Raw genomic sequence first — 20109 nt, forward strand, 5'->3', positions numbered from 1 at the left:
TTTCCGGATCATGCGCTAGTAAACGACAACCGAACGGATCGACTTGCCTTCGTGCATCAGGTCGAACCCCTTGTTGATCTCCTCCAGCTTGAGAACGTGGGTGATCATCGGATCGATCTGAATCTTCTTGTCCATGTACCAGTCGACGATCCTGGGCACGTCGGTGCGGCCGCGAGCGCCGCCGAACGCCGTGCCCTTCCAGACACGGCCGGTGACGAGCTGGAAGGGCCGGGTGGCGATTTCCTTGCCGGCTTCCGCCACGCCGATCACCACCGATACGCCCCAGCCGCGGTGACAGGCCTCAAGCGCCTGGCGCATCACGGTGGTGTTGCCGGTGCAGTCGAAGGTATAGTCGGCGCCGCCGTCCGTGAGCGTGACCAGATGCGCCACGATGTCGCCGGAGACCTTCTTCGGGTTGACGAAGTCGGTCATGCCGAACTTGCGGCCCCATTCTTCTTTCGAATCGTTGATATCGACGCCGATGATCTTGTTGGCGCCGACCATCCTGGCGCCCTGAATGACGTTGAGCCCGATGCCGCCGAGCCCGAACACGACGACATTCGCACCCGGCGTCACCTTGGCGGTGTTCACCACCGCGCCGACGCCGGTCGTGACGCCACAGCCGATATAGCAGCTCTTGTCGAACGGGGCGTCCTCACGGATCTTGGCCACCGCGATCTCGGGCAGCACCGTGTAGTTCGAGAACGTCGAGCAGCCCATGTAGTGGTAGATGGTCTTGCCCTGGTAGGAGAAGCGCGACGTGCCGTCCGGCATCAGGCCCTTGCCCTGGGTGGCGCGGATCGCCGTGCAGAGATTGGTCTTCTGGCTGAGGCAGCTTTTGCACTGGCGGCATTCGGGCGTGTAGAGCGGAATCACGTGATCGCCCGCCTTCACCGAGGTGACCCCGGCGCCGACCTCGCGCACGATACCCGCACCCTCATGGCCGAGGATGGAGGGAAAGATGCCTTCGCTATCGAAGCCATCGAGCGTGTAGGCATCGGTATGGCAGATTCCAGTCGCCTTGATCTCGACCAGAACCTCACCGGCTTTCGGCCCGTCCAGATCGAGCTCGACGATTTCCAGCGGCTTCTTTGCCTCGAAGGCGACAGCAGCGCGTGTCTTCATGATCTATCCCTGTTTCGCTTCTCGCGTGCCCGTCTGCTCGTTATTTCGTGCCCATGCAGGAGTCCTCGGCGTCGGCATAGGCGTTGGACTTGTCTTCATGCTTCGCAGGCCGCACGCGGCCGAGCGCATTGTTGGCCCGCGCGCGCAAATACACGTAGATGTCGTCCAGGTGACAGGCGACGTTCGGATTGTTGCCAAAGGCCGGCATCACGTTCTCCGTCGCCGTGGTGACGTTCTTGCGGCCGCTCGCGACGGTGGCCAGGAAGTCGCCGTAGCTCATGGTCTTGAGTGAATCCTTTAGCGCCGGCGCATAACTCGATCCCATTCCGTCGGGGCCGTGGCAGACGTGACAGTCCGAGTGATAGCGGCGGTAGCCTGAATAGGTATACCAGTCGACCGTGCCGTCCGGCTGAATCTTGTAGGTCGGATTACCCTGTTTATCGAGATATTTTCCATCTTCGGATTTGACGGCGGTCGGATCGCCGGAGCCATCAGCGAAGGCAATTCCTCCAGCAGCGAAGAGAATAGTCGCTGCGGCCACTAGACAGATGATACGCAAGAGCTTGTCCTCGAGTGTCGATGCTAAGTGATCCGGCGCGTGGGACGGGCCCACGCGCCGGAGCGAGGTTCTTCAGCTCATTGCGGCAGCGCGAACACGGTGAGTGTTCCGCCGAGCGCGGTGTAGTTGCTCAGCGCAGCGTAGCCACCGACGGCACCAAGACCTGCGGTCGGATCGGTCAAGCCGGCGGCGAGGCCAATACCTGCCCAACCACCGACACCGGACAGCACGGCGACGTACTGCCTGCCGCCATGTTGATAGGTCATGACGTTGCCGATGATGCCCGACGGAGTCTTGAACTTGTAGAGCTCCTTGCCGGTCTTGGCATCGACCGCCTTGAGGTAGCCCTCAAGCGTTCCGTAGAACACCACGCCGCCTGCGGTCGCGAGTGCGCCCGACCAGACCGAGAACTGTTCCTTGTCCGACCAGACGATCTTGCCGGTCTTGTTGTCCCAGGCGATGAAGTTGCCCATGTTGCTGTCGCCCGGAGGCGGATACATCGACAGCGTCGCACCCACATAGGGCTGGCCGGCGGTGTAGCTCACCTTGAACGGCTCATAGTCCATGCAGACGTGGTTGGTGGGGACGTAGAACAGCCCGGTTTCCGGCGAGTATGCTGCAGGCTGCTCGTCCTTGGAGCCGAGCGCGGCCGGGCAAATACCCTTGCTGTTGTGATCCTCGCCATTGTGCTCGGTCGAATATTGGTCGACCACTTTCGGCCGGCCGTAGGTCGGCGAGCTCTTGTTCATGTCGACGCCGGTGGTCCAGTTGACCTTCGGATCGTACTTCTGCGCCACGATCAGTTCGCCGTTGGTGCGATCGAGCGTGTAGCCGAGACCGTTGCGATCGAAATGGGTGAGGAGCTTGCGCGGCTTGCCATCGATCGATTGATCGGAGAGGATCATCTCGTTGACGCCGTCATAGTCCCACTCGTCATGGGGCGTCATCTGATAGACCCACTTCGCCATGCCGGTGTCCGGATTGCGCGCGAAGATGGTCATTGACCACTTGTTGTCGCCCGGACGCTGTTTCGGGTTCCAGGTCGAGGGGTTGCCCGAGCCGTAGTAGACGAGGTCGAGCGACGGGTCGTAGGCGATCCAGCCCCACGTGCAACCGCCGCCGATCTTCCACTGATCGCCTTGCCAGGTCTTGAGGCTCGAGTCCTTGCCGATCGGCTTGCCGAGCATGGTGGTCTTCTCGGGGTCGATCAGGAGCTGGTCATCCGGCCCTTCCGAATAGGCCTTCCAGGCCTGCTTGCCGTCCTTGATGTTGTAGGCGGTCATGCTGCACTGGACGCCGAATTCGCCGCCGGAGGTGCCGACCAGAACCTTGTCCTTGACGACCAGCGGCGCCGAAGTTCCGGTCTGTCCCTTGCTGGGATCGCCGTTCACGGCGGTCCACTCGACGTTGCCGTTCTTGGCGTTGAGCGCCACCAGCTTGTCGTCGGCCTGATGCAGGAAGATCTTGCCGTCGGCATAGGCGAGGCCGCGGTTGACCGTGTCGCAGCACATCACCGGAATGACGTTCGGATCCTGCTTCGGTTCGTAGGTCCAGAGAATTTTGTTCTCGTTTGAAAGGTCAAGAGCATAGACCTTGTTGGGGAACGGCGTGTGCAGATACATGACGTTGCCGATGACGAGCGGAGCGCCCTCATGGCCACGCAGCACGCCGGTCGAGAAGGTCCAGGCGACCTGAAGCTTGCCGACGTTGGAGGCGTTGATCTGTTTGAGCTTGGAGTAGCGCGTATTGGCGTAATCTCCGCTCTGCATCACCCATTCAGCCGGATTTTGCGACATCCGGTTTACTTCATCGTTGGCTGCGGCGCTTCCGGCGGCAAACACCGCCATCGCACTCATGCCCGTCGCGAGTAGCACCTTTCGCATCGTGGTCCTCCCAGTTGAGTAGCCTTGGGTTCCGCACACACGGCCCAATTTCGAATTTATTAACTGGTACGCCTAGCCGCTCCGGACGGGCGAAGCTTGCCCAAGAGCGAAACGCATTTGCTCAGAAGCGAAGCCGCGCGGAATTTTTCATTTCCACGCTTCGATGCCGACGGCTCGAGCCTCGATATTGCGGGGCATCAAAGTTTCGGGGGAGGTTGCCCACCAAGAGGTTTTTCTTGACGGCGCCGAAACTTAGTCGGAGGATCAACCTCAGGGAGAGCAAGGGGGACGCTTGGCCATTCCCGTTTTGACCGTTTCGAGAAAATGCCTCAACCTGAATGTCGCTTACCGTGATTTGCCGCGAGCCTTTCACGGTTGATCTCAAATCGGTGGCAGAACATGTCCGACACAGTCCACTCACTCAGCACCGCCGGACTGGCCCCGAAGAAGCAGATCCAGCGTTGGTCAGATGCACTGACGGATCTCTGCGGCCAGTTCAATGTGGATCCGCTCGAGGCTTCGAGCCTCGAAGGACGAATCAACTACACGACCGTTTCGAGATTGAAGCTTTGCCAGATCGAGGCGAGCCAGCACCGGATCGCACATTCGTCGGCGCAAAGCCACAGCAGCGAACATCCCTATGTCAAGATTTTGTTCCAGACTCAGGGGATCTCGTATTTCGAACAGAATGGCTTCCAGATCCAGGTGAAGCCCGGCGATTGTCTCGCCTATGACGTTTCCTGCCCGCACACCATCATCAGTCCGGCGCTGACACGGCACGAGGTGGTGATCGTGCCGAAAGAATTGCTGCGGGAGCGCGGGTTCCATTTCGGCAGGATGTACGCCTGCAAGCTCTCGGCTCGCAACGGCACCGGCCGCATCGCGCATGATTTCGTGCATGCAGCCTTTGACGAAGCGAACCGTCTTTCGGCGAACAGTGCGGTCGGCGTCGCCGATTCGTTGATCGACCTGTTGCTGTTGCCGCTGCGCGAGGCCGACACCGCGTTCGACCGCGTCGGCCCCGAGGCGATGTATGTGCGGGCGCAGGCCTTCATCCGCGAGCACTTGCGCGATCCGGAGCTTTCTATCGACCAGATTTCGGCCGCACTTGGCTGCACCAAGCGCTATCTGCACATGCTGTTCAGCGAACGCGGCATGACGGTCAGCGACTACATCTGGCGCGCGCGATTGCAGCATTGCCGCCAGGAGCTGGAATCGCATGGAGGCAAGACGATCACGGACGTCGCCTTCTCCTGGGGATTCTCGAGCTCCTCGCACTTCAGCCGTGTGTTCCGGAAGTGCTTCGGCGTTTCTCCATCGGCCATTCACAGGGGACAGGTCGGCGGCATTGCGCCGGACGTTACCTAAAGCGCGATGATTAGCGGATGATCATCGTCGCGCTTTAGCCCTTGTTTGCGCGTGATCCTTTCGGAAAACCGCTGCACACCCCGCATCGCGTGCGGGGCAGTCTTTTTCCGGATCATGCGCCAAGCACAGGCCATCAGCTTGGCGGAGCGTCAGGGCAGGCGCTTGGTCGCGGCTTGGAGCCGCGCTTGTCGAGAGGAACTTTGCAATTGTCGATCCGTTGCTCGTCCGTCCATTTCCGGCCGAGCCTCTCCTTGCCGGTCAGCTTCGGCGAGGTTGCCTTGGCCGCACCCGCTGCAGGCTTCGCGTCCTCGGCCATCGCGAACGACGCAGCGCCCGCCAACGCCAACGAGAGCGAAATCGTCAGGAATTTCCGGTGCCGCAATGCCATGGCCACCTCCTCGAAGGTCCGACCTGGGAAGACCGGATTTAGCAAACACGAAATGGCCGCCGCCACCCGGAATCCGATGCCGGGCGATCCGATTTGAGCAAGACAACAATGAAGATCACAATGCTTACGCGCCGATCTATCTTTCTGATATCCGCTGCGTTTCTGTCGGGAGCGGGCTCCGCGGCACTCGCCGCGCCGCGCCACAATCCGGTTCGGATGTTTGACACCGACAATGACGGCACGCTCGATCTGGCGGAGGTGAAGAAAGCCGCTACCGCGTTGTTTACTAAGCTCGATCGCGATCATGAAGGGACGCTCGACCGCCGCGAGCTGGGTGGCAGGTTGAGCGCGCGCGAGCTGGCTGCGGCCGATCCCGATCATGACGGCACGCTGACGCTCGACGAATATCTCGGGGTCGTCGAGCAGCGCTTCCATGCGGCGGACGCGGACGGCGACGGCACGCTCGATGCGAAAGAGCTGAACTCGCGGGCCGGCCGCGCGCTGTTGCGTTTCTTGAGGTGAGAGCGGGTCCGCGGCGCAAGATTCGCGCGAGCCCTTGCATCAATCGTGTCTCGGTCTTACGCTTAAGCCGGCGCTGAGTGTTGCGCCAAACACTTGGGAGAACCGAATGACCTGGAAAACTCCGAAGATCGTCGAAGTGCAGGTGGGCATGGAAATCAACATGTACGTCTGCGCGACGCGAAAATAACACGAAGCGATCTGCCCGGCTCCGGTAGTTCTCTGCCGCGAGTCGTGGCAGACGTTTGCTACGGACTCTGTTGCTGTTATCGGACTCGGTTGCGTCAGAAGATATCGAGAATGGATACGATACAGCTGATTATCACGGTCTGCGCCGTGCTCGCGCCAACCAAGTGCGAGGAAAGGAGCTTGAGCTTTTCCGCGAACTTTTCGCCGCGGCAATGCGCCATGGCGGCGCCGCCCTATATTGCGCAATGGATCGGCCAGCATCCGCAATGGACCGCGGTGAAGTGGCGCTGCGAATACCCGCATATGCACGAGAAGATCTGAAATTCGCAATTCGCCACTTCTACTTGTTGCAGTCCTTCAGATCCTTGTCCGAGATCGAGAACACCGCGTCCGCCTTGATCTCGATGTCGCGGACAAAGCACTGCCGGTCGTCGCGATAGCCCACCCTGGCATCGTAACGCCCGGGGACAATGCCGGTGATGCGCAAGCGCTCGTCGTGATCGACTTCCTTGTCCTTGTCGTTCAAGGTCTGGTTCGGTCCCCAGTGGTTCTTGCCGGCCGGCGACAACTCAAAGCCGGAAATGGTCGAGGTGGTGAGGTTCCACAGCCGGATGCCCTTGCCCTGCGCCGTGAGCTGACCCGGCAGCGTCATTGCAAGCAGGCAGATCGCAATCAGCGCACGCGGCATGGTGACCTCTCGACAGCTCCTGCACCGACAATCTGAAACGAGCCGAGGGGTGCAAGCAAGCGCAAAATGTGCCTCACCCGTCGGCCGGCTTCAATCGCGCGAGCTCATGTTTGATCGCCGTGATGTCGGCGTCGCTCCGCGCCGACCGTGGTGGCCGTAGTGGCAGCGCGTGCAGAAGCGTCGCAGGTCGCTTCGACAACAGGAACAGGCGGTCGCCAAGACGAACCGCGTCGTCAAGATTGTGCGTCACGAGCAGCGTTGTCGTGACGCGGTCCTCCAGCAATGTCGCGATCTGGTCGCGGAGGCGAGCGGCCAGCGCCTGATCCAGCGAAGCGAACGGCTCATCGAGAATCAGGAAATCGGGCTCGACGGCGAGCGCCCGTGCCAGCGCGACGCGCCGCGCCAGCCCGAGCGACAATTCGCCGGGAAAATGACTGCGGTGGGCGCTCAACTCGAGCACTGCGAGCAGGGCTGACAGCCTTGCTGCGTCGACCTTCGGTGCGGCGAGCAGGATATTGTCCTCGACCGATCGCCACGGTAGCAGCCGCGGTTCCTGAAATACCATGCCGATCCGCGCCTGCGCCGCGCGATCGACAGACCCTTGATAATCGTGATCGAGGCCGGTGAGGATTCGCAAAAGGGTGGTCTTGCCGCAACCCGAGGGGCCGACGATGACACCGACCTCTCCGGCTGCAAGGGTGAAGGCAATATTGCGCAGCACTTCGTGGCGTTCTCCGGCCGCGTTCGCAAATACCTTGCTCGCAATATCGACTTCAAGCCGCACGAGGCCGCCACCGGGATAGCCGCGCTTCGAACGGCTGCACCAACGCGGTCTCGATCACGAAGATGATCGCAGCGAAAGTCAGCGAATAAGCAAGCAGCAGCGGGATATCGAAGAGCTGGAAGGCCACGCCAATCTCGAAGCCGACCCCGTTGGGTCGGCCGAGAAATTCGGCCACGAGGACGATCTTCCAGATCAGGGCAAGGCCCGATCGGGAAGCGGCGGCAATATAGGGCGCAAGCTGCGGCAGGACGACGTGCCGGAAGGCCTTGCCGCGCGGAAAGTCGAAGATGCGCGCCATTTCGTCGAGCGAAGGGTCGAGGGCGCGCGTTCCCTCGCGCAGCGTGACGACTGCGGTCGGAAGCTTGTTGATTGCGATCGCGGCGATGGCCGCAGTCTCGGTCAGACCCGCCCAGATATAGGCGAGCACGATGATGACGAGAGCCGGCAGATTGAGCAGAACGATCAGCCAGGGATCGCCCAGCCGGTCAGCCACGCGCTGGCGTCCCATCCAGTAGCCGATGGCCGTTCCGAGCGCCATCGCCAGTACGAAGGAGACGGCGACGCGCGCCAGCGTCGCGCCGAGGTTGAGGAACAGCGCGCCGGTTCTGGCTTGGGCGATGATGGCCTGCAGCACGTCCGGCGGAGGCGGCAGCTTGGCGCTGCCCACGAACAGAGACGCAATCCACCAGGTCACGAAGAACACGGCAACCGACAGCAGGCGCATCACGTCAGCCCCCTGGTATCGCGTGATAGAACGTGCCCGGATCAAGCTGCGGCGCCGGCCCGACGAGGTCAGGTCCGCCGATCTTCGCCAGCACGCGATAGAGGACGCGTGCGTCGCCTTCTTCCTCGGCTATGGACCGGCGCGGAATCCCCTCGCGGTAACGGTCACGATAGACGCGCAGCGTGGCCGCGTCGGTGGCGCCGGTGAGGGATTGAATCCGGCTCCACTCCGCATCCGAGGATGCGAGAATCTCCTTCGCTTGCCGGGTTGCCGCGATGAATCGCGCAAGCAGGTCCGCGTGCGCGTTGCCCCATGTCTCGTCGAAGACGTAACCGATCATCGCGGTCGGGCCCTTGGCGCCAAGCTTTGGAAGAATGTCATCGATGCCGGCCAGGCGACGGAAGCCCTTGGCCTCCAATGCCGCGCAGAAATTCCAGTAGTCGAGCGTGGCATCCGTCTCGCCGCTCAGTGCTTTCGCGGCCAGGAGCGGCGGCGCACCATAGATGATGTTGGAGGTAGCCTTCAGGTCGGTCCCGTCCTGTTTCAGCGAAGCTTGCAGCAGAAGCCAGCTCTTGTCGATCGGGCCGCCGGCGACGGCGAGCGTGTGGCCCTTGAGATCGGCCAGCGTTCGAATGGTCGAGTCGTTTCGCACCATCACCGCGCCCAGGGCGCTCGAATAGGGATAGAACGTGAGCTTGCCGCCGAGAGAGCGTTCGCGCGAAACCCAGGGCCAGTCGGACACGATGATGTCGGCGCTGCCGGCGCGCAGCGCGACTTTGCCGGCCTCGGGGCTTGCAAGCTCGATCGGCTCGATCGAAAGGTTCGCCTGCTTGTCGAGCCCGTGGGCGCGGATCACCGCCAGTTCCCAGGCGAATGTCCCGGTTTTCTGCATCGCAACCCGTATCGTCTCCGCATCGCAACGCACGGCGGTCGATGCGGAGAGGGTGAACGTGGTGAGCAACAGAGCGGCAAGGTGTTTCATGACTTCGTGAGCCGTTTCCTCGAATGTCTGCTTTTCAGTGCAAGAGCGATAGCATAGCTTTTGCTCTCAGGAGAAATGGTATGAAATTAGTCAGATGGATACGACCGATTGTCGCCGGGCTTGGCGGCCTCGTGCTAACAGCCATGATCGCCCAGGCCGATGAAGCCAATGATTACCCGACATCGGCGCGGGCCGAATATGTCTATGGCTGCATGAAGGCCAACGGCGAGACCCGGCAAACGATCGAGCAGTGCTCGTGCTCCATCGACATCATCGCTTCGCTCCTTCCTTATGCCCGCTATGTCACCGCGGAAACGGTGCTGAGCATGTCCCAGGTCCGGGGCAATCTCGGCGGCGAGTTCCGCTCGTCGGAGCAGGCCAAGAATGCGCTGGACGATCTGCGACGTGCGCAGGCCGAAGCCGAGGTGAGGTGCTTCTAGCGCTAGTCGTAGCCCGGATGAGCGAAGCGACATCCGGGAAGGGCCCCGCATGTCGCTTGCGCTCATGCGGGCTACGACCTTGTCACGTTCCGGAATCGTCGATCTTCCACTCCTTCTGGAAGACGTGGCCCGATGTATCCTTGGCCTCTGCGCGGAACGTCTTGGCGCCGTTCGAGACATAGGTGAAGCGGATATTGGGGTCTTCGGAGATGGAGATGCCGCCTTCCATCGACAGCACCGGGCTGTTGTCCTGCCACACATGCAATTCATCGATGAAGAAGGCCGGAATGTAGAGATGGGTCAACTGGTCCATCTGCAGCCCGGAATTGTTGGGATGCCCGATCATGATCTGGGCTTCTCGCGTGGAGTTGCTCGACCCCTGATCAGCCCTGGCGAACTGCCGGTATTTCATCTGGCCCAGATGATTCCTGGCCTCTTCGGGATTCTTGACGGCCGGCGCCGAGCAGCCGCCGGAGGCCTTCACAAAGGTCTTGACCATGTAGAGCTTGCCGTCGCTGAGCTCGGCCACGGCATGCACGTTGGTGTAGCTGTTGACGCGGACGCGCGTCGAAATTTCCGACACGCGCGCGTCCGCTCCGAGCTCGAACCTGGCGGCCATCGGCGCCGGATTTTGATCGATGACGAGCGTGATCGCCCGGAGCTGCCGGCTGTCATCAGGCGAAAGCTTTGAGCGCAGCGTCACCGGGACGATGGCCGCATCCTCGGCGCGGTAAGGCATCTCGATCGCGATCACATCGCTGCCATCCAGCATCGGGCGATTGTCGAAGATGTCCTGCACCAGACCCGGCCAGGGATCGTAGGGCTCGGTCGCGTGTAGCGGAAAAGCGCGCAGGCCCAGTGCGGCACCGAACAGGGCAAGCGCGCAGAGCAGGCGGAGGCGAGGTCCGAGCATGGTCGTGCTCCCTGACAAGCGAAGCAGCAACAATTTGAACGCAGGTTATCGCCTGCGCTACTCCCACTCAATCTCTGAAAATGCTGCGGTTGCGTTGCGCGTGTTGTAGTCGTCAAACAATTGCCATCGCGATCGCTCGGAAGCGGCCGCCGTCTCGGCGGCCGTGATCGGCGCGCCGCGCCTGACCAGGGCGCGTACATCGGTTGCGAGCGTGTCGAGATAGCGGCGCTCGTCGGCAAGCGCCGCCGGCCATGCGCTCACAGGTCCGTGACCCGGAACCACGCGCTGCGCGGGCTGCCCACTCAGCTCGCCCATCAGGCGCTGCCAGCCGCGGATGCTGCCGTCCATCACCGGAATGTGGGCAAGGAAGACGAGATCGCCGGCGAACAGGGTTTTCGTTTGCTCGTCCAGCACGGTGAGGTCGCTGTCGGAGTGCGCGACCGGCCATGCGCGAAGGACGAGCGAGCGGGCACCGAGATCGAGCTTGAGCGTGCCATCGACGAGCAGCGTCGGGGGCACGACCTTCACCTCGTCGATCAACGCAGCGCCCATGATCTTGCGAAAGGCATCGACATAATACGGGCCGCGCATGGCCAGGGCTCGCGGCAGATTCTTGTGACCCACAAAGATGGTTCCTTCGGCCGAAAAGGCTGCGTTGCCAAAGACGTGATCCGGATGTCCATGCGTGTTGATGACGTAGCGGATCGGCTTGTCGGTCCGCTCGCGAATGGCAGCCAGCAGCTCACGTCCCTCGCGCACGCTGCCGCCCGTATCGATCACCGCGACTGCGTCGCCACCTATGACGAACCCGACGTTGGCGATCGCGCCCTCGTTCTCGCGCGTCATCAGCGCGATCTCGCCAGTGTGAACGAACAGGCCGGGCGCAATTTCAGTGACGGGCAGCGCCTGCTGCTGCGCGCGTGCCGAGGCGGCGGAGAGCATCGCGAGTGCGGCAAGCAGCAAGAGGCGACGGCTCATCCTTTGGTCTCATCCCTCGTCGAATAAGGCCGACGCCTCGATGTTCCAATTTGCGACGCAGCACGCATCGTGAAATTCGCACAGAAAGCGGCGCTTTGGATAATCCTGTTGCACGCTCCAGTTTCGAAGCATAGCATTTTTCACGGGGACGACCGGCGCGAGCTGAAAGCAGCATCTGATGAAACATGTCTCAATCCATCGCGGCCTGCTGATCGCGCTCGCGATCGCTGCAACGTCTGCAAGCCATCAGGTGGCGCGGGCGCAAGGTGACAACGCGCAGCCCCAAGCCGGCAATGGCGGCCTTGACCTCTCGATCGAGCTCGTCGATCCCAAGGTGCTGCGGGTCTGCGCCGATCCGCGCAACCTTCCTTTCTCGAACGAGAAGGGTGAGGGATTCGAGAACAAGCTTGCTGAGCTGTTTGCGAAGAAACTGAACAAGAAGCTTGACTACATGTATTTTCCGCAGGCGACTGGCTTCGTCCGCGTGACGCTCGGCGCGCATCGCTGCGACGTCATCATGGGTTTTCCGCAGGGCAATGATCTCGTCCAGGGCACCAATCCCTATTACCGCACGGCCTACACGCTGGTCGTAAAGCAAGGCTCCGGGCTGGAAGATGTCACGGAGCTCGGCGATCCGCGCCTGAAAGGCAAGCACATCGGCATCATCGCCGGCACGCCGCCAGCCACCTATATGGCCACCGATGGGCTGATGGCGGATGCAAAGCCTTATCCGCTGATGATCGACACCCGCGTCGATTCATCGGCAGGGGCGATGATCAGCGATCTCAACAAGGGCGATATCGATGCCGGCGTCCTGTGGGGACCGATGGCGGGCTTTTATGCCAGGGAGTCGAATCCGCCGCTTCATGTCACGCCGCTCGTCAAGGAGAAAGCCGGCCCCCAACTCGTCTATCGCATCGGCATGGGTGTGCGGCATTCGGACCAGAACTGGAAGCGAATGCTCAACCGCCTGATCCAGGAGAACCAGGCCGATATCAACAAGATCCTGCTCGATTTCGGCGTTCCCTTGCTCGACGAGAACAACAAGCCGATCAGCGTGGAGACGGCGACGAAGTCGCCATGATCCGATCCGCCATCATCCTGCTGCTCGCGATGTGCGCATGTGCTTCGGTCGTGCGCGCGCAAGAGGTCGTGCTCGAGCCGGAAGGTTATCGCACCGATGAGTACCGGGCACCGGTGCCGGAGACGCTCGCCGGTGCACGCGTGATCACGACCGCGGAGGCGGAAGCGATCTGGCGTGCCAAGAACGGTGTTTTCATCGACGTCTTTCCGCGTGCGCCAAAGCCGAATCTTCCGGCGGGCACCATCTGGCGCGACCGGCCGCGCGAGAATATTCCCGGCAGCATCTGGCTGCCGGATACGGGCTATGGCCAGCTTGCAAAAGCAACCGAGGACTATCTGCGGCGGGGCGTTGAACGCGCTGTTGGCGGCAATCATGCGGCGTTGATCGTGGCGTATTGCCAGGCCAAGTGCTGGATGTCCTGGAATGCCGCCAAGCGGCTTGTGTCCTATGGCTACACCAACGTGGCCTGGTATCCCGAGGGGACGGACGGCTGGGAGCACGCCGGTCTGCCGATGGTTGAATCGCAGCCCGAGCCGCGGCCAGGCGAGCACGGTTCGGCGTCGAAATAGCGGCGTGTCAGCCTTTTGGTGCATGATCTCCGTGCAAACGGGTAGCTCCGTCATTGCGAGGAGCGAAGCGACGAAGCAATCCAGAGCCTTCACGTGGAGATATGGATTGCTTCGCTTCGCTCGCAATGACGGGCGCAGCTACTCCATTTCCTGCTGAATGGTGCGGGCGAGCGCAAACAGGCGCTGGTCGATCATGGTCGGCACTTCGCACACGAACTTCACCACGCGCCGCCGATCCTCGAAGATCCGCGTTTCCCAGACAAGCTGGTTGCCGAGCTCGTCCACCTTTTTCTGATCGGGGGGCGTGGCGTCCTGCAGCGCCTGCAGCGCGATCGTATCGGTACGGATCTTGTCCGCTGCGACACGCTGCTTTCGCGTCACCCGCTCGAGCCCGCTCATCACTGAGGAGCGCTCGGCGTTGAGCGTATCGAACAGGCCGGCAAACAGCAGCTTGCCTGCCGCCGCCTTGTCGGTTCCCGGCGACGACAGAAAGTCCGTGATCGTCTTTTCTGCATCCTCAAGCTTGACCTTGCGTGGCGCGAGTTTTTCGACCATTGCGCTGATCTTGGGATCGTCCTTCCATTTGTTCGAGGCGTCGTCGAGCGCCGGACCCGCCCAGACCTGCGCCAGCGAGATTTCGAGCACCTTGGCCTGCGCGCAGGGCCAGTCCGGAAAGCGCGGGTCGGCGGCCAGGCAGGGCGCCGATGCGGCGACAGCGACGAGGGCTGCAATGGTAATTCGCAGCGTCATGTCTCGCCTCCCGCAGGCCCGCGCCGGACAAGTCCGCGCGAGGGATCATAGGCGAAGATCGCTCCCGCCATGAACACAACCGTGCAGCCGCCAACCACGGCGAGCGAGACCCAGTCCACCTTGCCATAGAGCGCGAAGCGGATCAGCTCGACCGAATGCGTGAACGGATTCCACTGGCAGACGTAGTACAGCATCGGGCTGCCTTCCTGCACCCGCCACAACGGGTAAAGCGCGGATGAGGCAAAGAACATCGGGAAGATCACAAAGTTCATGACGCCGGCAAAATTCTCGAGCTGCTTGATGCCGGAGGAAATCACCATGCCGAGCGCCCCGAGCATCAGGCCCGAGAGGATCAATGCCGGCACCACCGTGAGGTAGCCGATCGGAGGCGGCGTGATGTCCCAGAACCACGCGATCAAGAGGAACGCGTAGACCTGCAGCAGCGAGACCGCGGTTCCCGCAAGCAGCTTGCAGAACAGGAGATAGCCGCGCGGCAGGGGGCTCACCAGCAGGGTGCGCATGTTGCCCATCTCGCGGTCATAGACCATCGAGAGCGAGGACTGCATGCCGTTGAAGAGCTGGATCATCGCCATCAATCCTGGCGCGATATAGACCTCATAGAGGATGTAGGTCTCGTAGGGCGGGATGATCGAGATGCCGAGCACCTGGCGAAAGCCGGCGGCGAAAATGAAGAGCCAGACCAGCGGGCGCACCAGCGCGGACACGAAGCGCTCGCGCTGGTGCAGAAAGCGCAAGCCCTCGCGCCACACGATGCCGGTGAGGCAGGTGACATATTCGGCGAGCGTGAAGCCGCCCGAGCGATGATCGAGAGCCGTGGAGCTCATGGCGCGATGCTCCCGGAAAGCGCGCCGGTCAGGCGCATGAAAGCCGCGTTGACATCCTGTGCGCCGGCTTCGCTCAGCACGCGCGCCACGTCGCCGCGTGCGAGCACCTTGCCCTGATGCAGGATGACGAGATTGTCGGTCGGGATCACCTCGTCGAACAGATGCGTAGCCCACAACACGCCGATGCCCTCGTCGCTGACGAGCTTTCGAACGTGCTTGAGGATATCGGCGCGGGCCTTGACATCGAGCCCGACCGTCGCCTCGTCGAGCAATAACAGCCGCGGCCGATGCAGCAGCGCGCGCGCGATCTCGACGCGCCGCATCTGCCCGCCCGAGAGATCGCGCACCTTGCTGCCGGCGCGATCGGCGAGCTCGATCTGCGCGAGCACGTCAGTGGCTCGCGCCCGCGCATCGCGCCGGCCGATGCCGTGCAGGGCGGCGTGATAAAGCAGGTTCTGCATCACCGAGAGATCGAGATCGAGCGTGCGCGGCTGGAACACGACGCCGAGCAGCCGCAGCGCCTCGCCCGGCTCGCGGGAGATGTCATGGCCGAAAATGCTGATACGGCCGCTCTGAATTCCGAACAGCCGCGTGATCAGCGAGAACAGCGTGCTCTTTCCGGCGCCGTTCAGCCCAAGCAGGGCGCTGAAGCTCGCCGGCCGCACCTCGAAATCGACATCGATCAAGGCGCGGCGGGGGCCATAGGAATGGCTGACGTTGCCGATCGACAGCGCGGGTACGGCAGCATCGGGCCGGGCAGCGGTGTCCGGCAAAGTCTTGGCTGTTGCGCCTTGTGCATCTGACATCGTCATGGCGATATCGTCACACCCCACGGAAGCTCGCCGACCTGGATGGTCTTGATGACCTTTTGGCTGGCGACGTCGATGACCGAGACGTCGTTGGAGATGCCATTGGTCACGATCAGGTATTTTTCGTCCGGCGCGAAAGCCATGTGCCAGACCCTTTGGCCGACGAGAAGGTATTTTTTCACTTCATGAGTTTTGGCATCCACGACGGCGACGCGATTGGCCGGGCCGAGGGCCACGAAGGCGGTCTTGTCGTCCTTGGTCATGCCGATGCCGACCGGCTGGATCGCTTCGCTCCGCAGGCCGGGGATCGCGAATGTGACCTTGCCGGTCACCGCGTGCTTGGCCGGATCGATGATCGACACGGTGCCGCCGACCTCGGAAGAGACCCAGAGCTCGGAGCCGTCGTGCTTGAATTCTGCAAAGCGCGGCCGCGAATCCACAAGCACATTGGCGACGACCTCGCGTTTTTTGGTGTCGATGAAATGCGCCATGTTGGTGGTCTCGGACGTGCAGATCAGGGTGGTTCCGTCCGGGCTGACCATCATGCCCTCGGGCTCGACACCGACCTGGATGTCGCCAAGCCGCGTGCGCTTGGCGACGTCGATGACGGTGACCGTGTTATCATTCTCATTGGCGACGTAGAGGATCTTGCCGGCGGCATCCTGGGTGAACAGTTCCGGATCGGGGCCGGAGGGCAGGGTATCCACGATCTGCTGGGTCTTGGTGTCGATCATCTGGATGGTATCGTCGTCGCCGACAGCGACCATCACGAACTTGCCGTCTTTCGTGAACTCGATGCCGCGCGGCCGCTGGCCGACCTTGATTGTGGTGGTGACGGCCCACTTATCGGTGTCGATGACGGTAACTGTGTTGCCCTTTTCGTTCGACACATAGGCGATGTAGGCGCTCGCCGGGCTCGCCGCCGCCAGCCACAGCGTTGAGAGGGAAAGGACACAACACCTCCACATGCGCGACTCCACCATCATTGCAGCTTGCATTTGGTCTCGGGCCGATCGACGCCGAGCGTATCGAGCTCCGAGGTCTGGTGCAGAAAGCCTTCCTGCGGCGATACCGAGACCACCATGCGTCCATCGGACAACAGGATCGGCTGGCGAAGCTGCAGATTCCAGTCCCGCAATGTCAATCGTTGGCCCTTGAAGGCGGCGATCGAGAAATCCGGCGACTTGATGAAGGCGAACAGCTTCTTGGGATCGGCCGAATTGATGCGCGAGGCCGCCTCGCCGACGATGCGTGCGGCGGTCCAGGCCTGCATATCCAGCGCCGTCATGTGACGCGCATTCAGCTTGACGAAACGGTTCTGGAGCTGGATCGCGCCCCACTGATTGTGCGCGGCGTCCCAGCTCGTTGGCTTGAGGCCAGCGGAACCGGCGACAGGGCGCGGGTCCCAGGTGCGGTAAGGCAGATAGGACGCAAAGACCTCGCTCTCGTCAGCGGCGATAAGCACGTCATAGGCCGGCGCCGATTGCGTGAACACCGGCATCTGGCGCTGGATCAGCGTTATGCCAGAGTCGGTGCGGCGCGCGCCGCCGGTATCCTGGAAAGTGCGTTCCTGGACGATCTTGCCGCCAAACCGCGTCGCCGCGCGGCGGTAGGCGTCGGCATAAAGCTTGTCGTTGTCGTGCGAGCCGACCACCAACAGCCAGCGTCTCCACTGCTTCCATATCAGGTATTGGGCAAGCCCATCCGCCAGCATCGTGCGGGTTGGGGCGATGTGAATCACATTGGCGCGGCAATCCTGCTCACGCAGCCGGTCGTCGATCGATCCCGCGTCAATCAGTACGGTGCCGCGATCGCGCAAACTGTCGGCCACCTTCAAAACTTCGTCCGCGGATAGATCGAGGATGATCGAAGCGTCATGGTCGGCAAGCGCGCCGGCCGCCTTGACGACGTCCTCGCCTTGCTTGAGGCGAACTTCGTCCAGCGTGAAATGCTGGTTCAGGAACTTGCCGGTGGTGTTGTTGTCCTCGATCGCCAGATGTGCGCCGGCCACGCCGTCATTGTCGGCCGGCTGCTCGACCAGCGACAGGGTCTCTGTGACACCGGCATGACGGAGATAGCCGATCCCGATCTCGAGCGGTTCGGCGGCGAGCGCGTGGCTCGCCACGACGCTCAAGCCGATCGCGCCGATCAAGGACCGAATCATGACGTCTCCCTGGTGGTCCTCACTTGACGAGGAGGACTCGTCTCTTGAAACAAGACCGAATTGTCCTAGGTTGCAAGCCTACTTTTTGTCGTTGCGTGGGCGCGAGAGCTTGCAGGTCACGATCATGAGAGCACTCCTTGTCCTGTCGATATTGATGGTCGCGAGCGCGACGCCGTCACGCGCGGCCGACACGCCAAAGCTCGCGGTGTTCGATTTCGAGATGCTCGACACCAGCCAGGAAGGCCGAATGCCGGCCAAGCGCACCGACGAGCAGGAACGCTTGATGCGGATCGGCGATCAGTTGCGCAAGGAGCTGGGCGAGTCCGGCAAGTTCCAGATCCTTGACATTTCACCGGTCAATGCTGCAGCGCATCAGAGCAATCTGCAGAGCTGCGGCGGTTGCGACGTGAAGCTGGCACAACAGCTCGGCGCCGACCTCGAAATCACCGGCGTGGTGCAGAAGGTTTCGAACGTCATCCTCAACATGAGTGTGTTCTTGCGCGACGCCCACACCGGACGTCTCGTCACCGCGGCGAACGCCGACATGCCCGGCAACACCGATGAAACCTGGTCGCACACCACGCACTACCTGGTGCGCGAGCGGTTGCTGGCGCCGAACTACGGGAGGCCGCAGGCGAATTAGAGCGGGATGAGTTTTGATCGAATCGTTCGCCGCGAGTTCGCTTCACCTCTCCCAAGGGAGAGGTAAGCCTCCGACGCCGCTCCAGTTGAACCCAATCTCATCGTGCTGGCGCGATTCAAGCCTTCAGCCGCTGCGCGTGCCAGCGCAGGTGATCGGCCATGAAGGTCGAGATGAAATAATAGCTGTGGTCGTAGCCGCTCTGGCGCCGCAGCGTGAGGGGGATCGCGGCTTTTTCGCAGGCGGCCTGCAATAATTCCGGCTTGAGCTGCCCGGTCAGGAACTGGTCGGCGTCACCACAGTCGACAAGAAACTCGGCGAATTTCGCACCGTCCTCGATCAGTGCGACCGTATCATGCTTGCGCCACGCGTCCTTGTTGTTGCCGAGGTAGCCGCCAAGCGCCTTGATCCCCCAGGGCACGAACGACGGTGCAACGATCGGCGCAAACGCGCTTGCCGCGCGATAGCGCGCAGGATGGCGGAGCGCGACCGTGAGCGCGCCGTGACCGCCCATCGAATGGCCCATGATCGATTGCCGGTTTGGATCGACCGGGAAATGGTCCGCGACAAGCTTCGGCAGCTCGTCGGTCACATAGCTCCACATCCGATAGTTGCGGTCGAACGGTGCTTGCGTGGCATCGACGTAGAAGCCGGCGCCGAGGCCGAAATCGTAAGCATTGGCGGGATCACCGGGCACGCCTTCGCCGCGCGGGCTGGTGTCGGGCGCCACGAAAATGAGCCCGAGCTCTGCGCAGGCACTGCGGAACTCACCCTTCTCGGTCACATTGGCGTGGGTGCAGGTAAGGCCCGACAGATAGGTGACGACGGGGAGTTTTGTGCCTTCGCGATGCGCCGGGACATAGACCGAAAAGGTCATATCGGTGTTGGTCTGGAGGCTCGCATGCCGATAGACACCCTGCGTGCCGCCATGGGATCGGTTCACCGAAACGGTTTGCATGCTCATCAGGCAACGCCGCTTTCAATCGCCAACCGCACCAGCTCGGCGGAGGTGCGAACGCCAAGCTTCTGGCGGATGATCGAGGACGTGTTGGCCACGGTCTTGTAGGGCGAGTGAACCAGCCAGGCGATCTCCGAGAGGCTCTTGCCGGCACTGAGCAGACGCAGGATTTCCATCTCGCGCGAGTTGAGCTTCGACAGCGGGCTCTTGGCGACGGCAGGCCCGGCAAAGGCGATGCTGCATGCCATCGCGGACGGCAGGTAAACGCCGCCCTTGCCGACCTCCCGGATGGCCTCGACCAGATTGTGCGGATCGCCGGTCTTCGAGACATAACCCTTGGCGCCGATCTCGATCGCGCGGGCCACGAACACCGGATCGTCGTTCATGCTGAACATGATGATGCGGGCGGAGGCGTCTTGCGCCAGCATGCGGCGCGCCAGCTCGAAGCCCGACACCGTCGGCAGGTTGATGTCGATCACGGAGATGTCGGGCCGTTCAGCCGCGAAGATGCGCTCGGCGCTTTCGGCATCCGGCGCCTCAACGATGACGATCTCCGGCTCGTCGGCCAGCACGGTGCGGCAGCCCGACGCCACGATCGGATGATCATCCACGATCAGAACGCGCATCTCATTCGTCCCGCACAGTCGGCCTCCTGCTGCACCGCATCTCGCAAATGCCACCATGCACCTTGGGCAACAATGCGGTACGCTTCATTTAGACAGACGAGCGATTTGCCTGTCAACGCTCCTC

At 62.1% G+C, this 20109-nt stretch carries 25 protein-coding genes; 8 read left to right on the forward strand and 17 right to left on the reverse strand.

The window, feature by feature from the left end; genetic code table 11:
- Window positions 1-15 precede the first annotated feature (15 nt).
- From VKR55_RS21560 to xoxF5, 3 genes are all read right to left on the reverse strand, one after another.
- The gene (locus VKR55_RS21560; RefSeq protein WP_324406473.1) at window positions 16-1125 is read right to left on the reverse strand and encodes an S-(hydroxymethyl)glutathione dehydrogenase/class III alcohol dehydrogenase; all 1110 of its coding nucleotides are present in this window, start codon (window positions 1123-1125) and stop codon (window positions 16-18) included.
- Between the two features lie 40 nt (window positions 1126-1165).
- Complete coding sequence (locus VKR55_RS21565; RefSeq protein WP_324406474.1) at window positions 1166-1684, reverse strand: c-type cytochrome, methanol metabolism-related; 519 nt, start codon at window positions 1682-1684, stop codon at window positions 1166-1168.
- Window positions 1685-1761: 77 nt separating this feature from the next.
- Window positions 1762-3567 (reverse strand): lanthanide-dependent methanol dehydrogenase XoxF5, encoded by a 1806-nt coding sequence (xoxF5, locus tag VKR55_RS21570; RefSeq protein ID WP_324406476.1) that lies wholly within the window; start codon window positions 3565-3567, stop codon window positions 1762-1764.
- 399 nt (window positions 3568-3966) lie between these two features.
- Here xoxF5 and VKR55_RS21575 point away from each other — a divergent pair, with 399 nt between their 5' ends.
- Window positions 3967-4935 (forward strand): helix-turn-helix domain-containing protein, encoded by a 969-nt coding sequence (locus tag VKR55_RS21575; protein WP_324406478.1) that lies wholly within the window; start codon window positions 3967-3969, stop codon window positions 4933-4935.
- 133 nt (window positions 4936-5068) lie between these two features.
- Here the strand turns inward: VKR55_RS21575 and VKR55_RS21580 are convergent, their stop codons facing one another.
- Window positions 5069-5323 carry a hypothetical protein gene (locus VKR55_RS21580; protein ID WP_324406480.1) on the reverse strand — a complete coding sequence of 85 codons (255 nt, stop codon included), beginning with the start codon at window positions 5321-5323 and terminating at the stop codon, window positions 5069-5071.
- Window positions 5324-5443: 120 nt separating this feature from the next.
- Here VKR55_RS21580 and VKR55_RS21585 point away from each other — a divergent pair, with 120 nt between their 5' ends.
- The 3 genes from VKR55_RS21585 to VKR55_RS21595 all read left to right on the forward strand — a co-directional run bounded on the left by VKR55_RS21585 (window position 5444) and on the right by VKR55_RS21595 (window position 6352).
- Window positions 5444-5845 (forward strand): EF-hand domain-containing protein, encoded by a 402-nt coding sequence (locus VKR55_RS21585; RefSeq protein ID WP_324406481.1) that lies wholly within the window; start codon window positions 5444-5446, stop codon window positions 5843-5845.
- Between the two features lie 106 nt (window positions 5846-5951).
- The gene (gene pqqA, locus VKR55_RS21590; protein WP_324406531.1) at window positions 5952-6032 is read left to right on the forward strand and encodes a pyrroloquinoline quinone precursor peptide PqqA; all 81 of its coding nucleotides are present in this window, start codon (window positions 5952-5954) and stop codon (window positions 6030-6032) included.
- Between the two features lie 110 nt (window positions 6033-6142).
- Window positions 6143-6352: a hypothetical protein gene (locus tag VKR55_RS21595; protein WP_324406482.1), complete on the forward strand. Its 210-nt coding sequence runs from the start codon at window positions 6143-6145 to the stop codon at window positions 6350-6352.
- A gap of 19 nt (window positions 6353-6371) precedes the next feature.
- Here VKR55_RS21595 and VKR55_RS21600 read toward each other — a convergent pair whose 3' ends face one another.
- The 4 genes from VKR55_RS21600 to VKR55_RS21615 form a co-directional block, all read right to left on the reverse strand.
- On the reverse strand, window positions 6372-6719 hold the full coding sequence (locus VKR55_RS21600) for a hypothetical protein (RefSeq protein WP_324406484.1): 348 nt from the start codon (window positions 6717-6719) through the stop codon (window positions 6372-6374).
- A 73-nt stretch (window positions 6720-6792) separates the two neighbouring features.
- Complete coding sequence (locus VKR55_RS21605) at window positions 6793-7503, reverse strand: ABC transporter ATP-binding protein (RefSeq protein WP_324406485.1); 711 nt, start codon at window positions 7501-7503, stop codon at window positions 6793-6795.
- Window positions 7493-8230, reverse strand: coding sequence for an ABC transporter permease (locus tag VKR55_RS21610; protein WP_324406487.1), 738 nt, complete (start codon window positions 8228-8230; stop codon window positions 7493-7495). The genes VKR55_RS21605 and VKR55_RS21610 overlap by 11 nt, the downstream gene beginning before the upstream one ends.
- Window position 8231: 1 nt before the next feature.
- Complete coding sequence (locus VKR55_RS21615) at window positions 8232-9209, reverse strand: ABC transporter substrate-binding protein (protein ID WP_414642407.1); 978 nt, start codon at window positions 9207-9209, stop codon at window positions 8232-8234.
- Window positions 9210-9289: 80 nt separating this feature from the next.
- Here VKR55_RS21615 and VKR55_RS21620 point away from each other — a divergent pair, with 80 nt between their 5' ends.
- Complete coding sequence (locus VKR55_RS21620; protein ID WP_324406488.1) at window positions 9290-9649, forward strand: hypothetical protein; 360 nt, start codon at window positions 9290-9292, stop codon at window positions 9647-9649.
- A gap of 82 nt (window positions 9650-9731) precedes the next feature.
- Here the strand turns inward: VKR55_RS21620 and VKR55_RS21625 are convergent, their stop codons facing one another.
- Complete coding sequence (locus VKR55_RS21625; RefSeq protein ID WP_324406489.1) at window positions 9732-10562, reverse strand: quinoprotein dehydrogenase-associated SoxYZ-like carrier; 831 nt, start codon at window positions 10560-10562, stop codon at window positions 9732-9734.
- Between the two features lie 57 nt (window positions 10563-10619).
- Complete coding sequence (locus VKR55_RS21630; RefSeq protein WP_324406491.1) at window positions 10620-11540, reverse strand: quinoprotein relay system zinc metallohydrolase 2; 921 nt, start codon at window positions 11538-11540, stop codon at window positions 10620-10622.
- 178 nt (window positions 11541-11718) lie between these two features.
- On the opposite strand from VKR55_RS21630, the gene VKR55_RS21635 reads away from it, so the two are divergent.
- Together VKR55_RS21635 and VKR55_RS21640 are read left to right on the forward strand one after the other, a co-directional pair.
- Complete coding sequence (locus VKR55_RS21635) at window positions 11719-12624, forward strand: substrate-binding domain-containing protein (protein WP_324406492.1); 906 nt, start codon at window positions 11719-11721, stop codon at window positions 12622-12624.
- Window positions 12625-12653: 29 nt separating this feature from the next.
- Window positions 12654-13193, forward strand: coding sequence for a PQQ-dependent catabolism-associated CXXCW motif protein (locus VKR55_RS21640; RefSeq protein WP_324406535.1), 540 nt, complete (start codon window positions 12654-12656; stop codon window positions 13191-13193).
- A gap of 138 nt (window positions 13194-13331) precedes the next feature.
- Here the strand turns inward: VKR55_RS21640 and VKR55_RS21645 are convergent, their stop codons facing one another.
- The 5 genes from VKR55_RS21645 to VKR55_RS21665 are packed head-to-tail and all read right to left on the reverse strand — an operon-like array spanning window position 13332 to window position 17761.
- A complete protein-coding gene (locus VKR55_RS21645; protein WP_324406493.1) occupies window positions 13332-13943 on the reverse strand; it encodes a hypothetical protein in 612 nt (203 codons plus the stop codon).
- Window positions 13940-14788, reverse strand: coding sequence for an ABC transporter permease (locus tag VKR55_RS21650; protein ID WP_324406494.1), 849 nt, complete (start codon window positions 14786-14788; stop codon window positions 13940-13942). Before VKR55_RS21650 ends, VKR55_RS21645 begins: the two co-directional genes overlap by 4 nt.
- Window positions 14785-15594 carry an ABC transporter ATP-binding protein gene (locus VKR55_RS21655; protein WP_414642408.1) on the reverse strand — a complete coding sequence of 270 codons (810 nt, stop codon included), beginning with the start codon at window positions 15592-15594 and terminating at the stop codon, window positions 14785-14787. Before VKR55_RS21655 ends, VKR55_RS21650 begins: the two co-directional genes overlap by 4 nt.
- A gap of 2 nt (window positions 15595-15596) precedes the next feature.
- Complete coding sequence (locus VKR55_RS21660; RefSeq protein ID WP_324406497.1) at window positions 15597-16565, reverse strand: YVTN family beta-propeller repeat protein; 969 nt, start codon at window positions 16563-16565, stop codon at window positions 15597-15599.
- 14 nt (window positions 16566-16579) lie between these two features.
- Window positions 16580-17761 (reverse strand): ABC transporter substrate-binding protein, encoded by a 1182-nt coding sequence (locus VKR55_RS21665; protein ID WP_324406499.1) that lies wholly within the window; start codon window positions 17759-17761, stop codon window positions 16580-16582.
- A 124-nt stretch (window positions 17762-17885) separates the two neighbouring features.
- Here VKR55_RS21665 and VKR55_RS21670 point away from each other — a divergent pair, with 124 nt between their 5' ends.
- Entirely contained in the window at window positions 17886-18404 is a 519-nt protein-coding gene (locus tag VKR55_RS21670) for a DUF3280 domain-containing protein (RefSeq protein ID WP_324406500.1), read from the forward strand.
- 115 nt (window positions 18405-18519) lie between these two features.
- Here VKR55_RS21670 and fghA read toward each other — a convergent pair whose 3' ends face one another.
- Both fghA and VKR55_RS21680 read right to left on the reverse strand, forming a co-directional pair.
- Entirely contained in the window at window positions 18520-19365 is an 846-nt protein-coding gene (gene fghA / locus VKR55_RS21675) for an S-formylglutathione hydrolase (protein ID WP_324406501.1), read from the reverse strand.
- The gene (locus VKR55_RS21680; protein ID WP_324406503.1) at window positions 19365-19985 is read right to left on the reverse strand and encodes a response regulator transcription factor; all 621 of its coding nucleotides are present in this window, start codon (window positions 19983-19985) and stop codon (window positions 19365-19367) included. Before VKR55_RS21680 ends, fghA begins: the two co-directional genes overlap by 1 nt.
- Window positions 19986-20109 lie beyond the last annotated feature (124 nt).

The sequence above is a fragment of the Bradyrhizobium sp. genome (assembly GCF_035309285.1).
Lineage (GTDB): Bacteria > Pseudomonadota > Alphaproteobacteria > Rhizobiales > Xanthobacteraceae > Bradyrhizobium.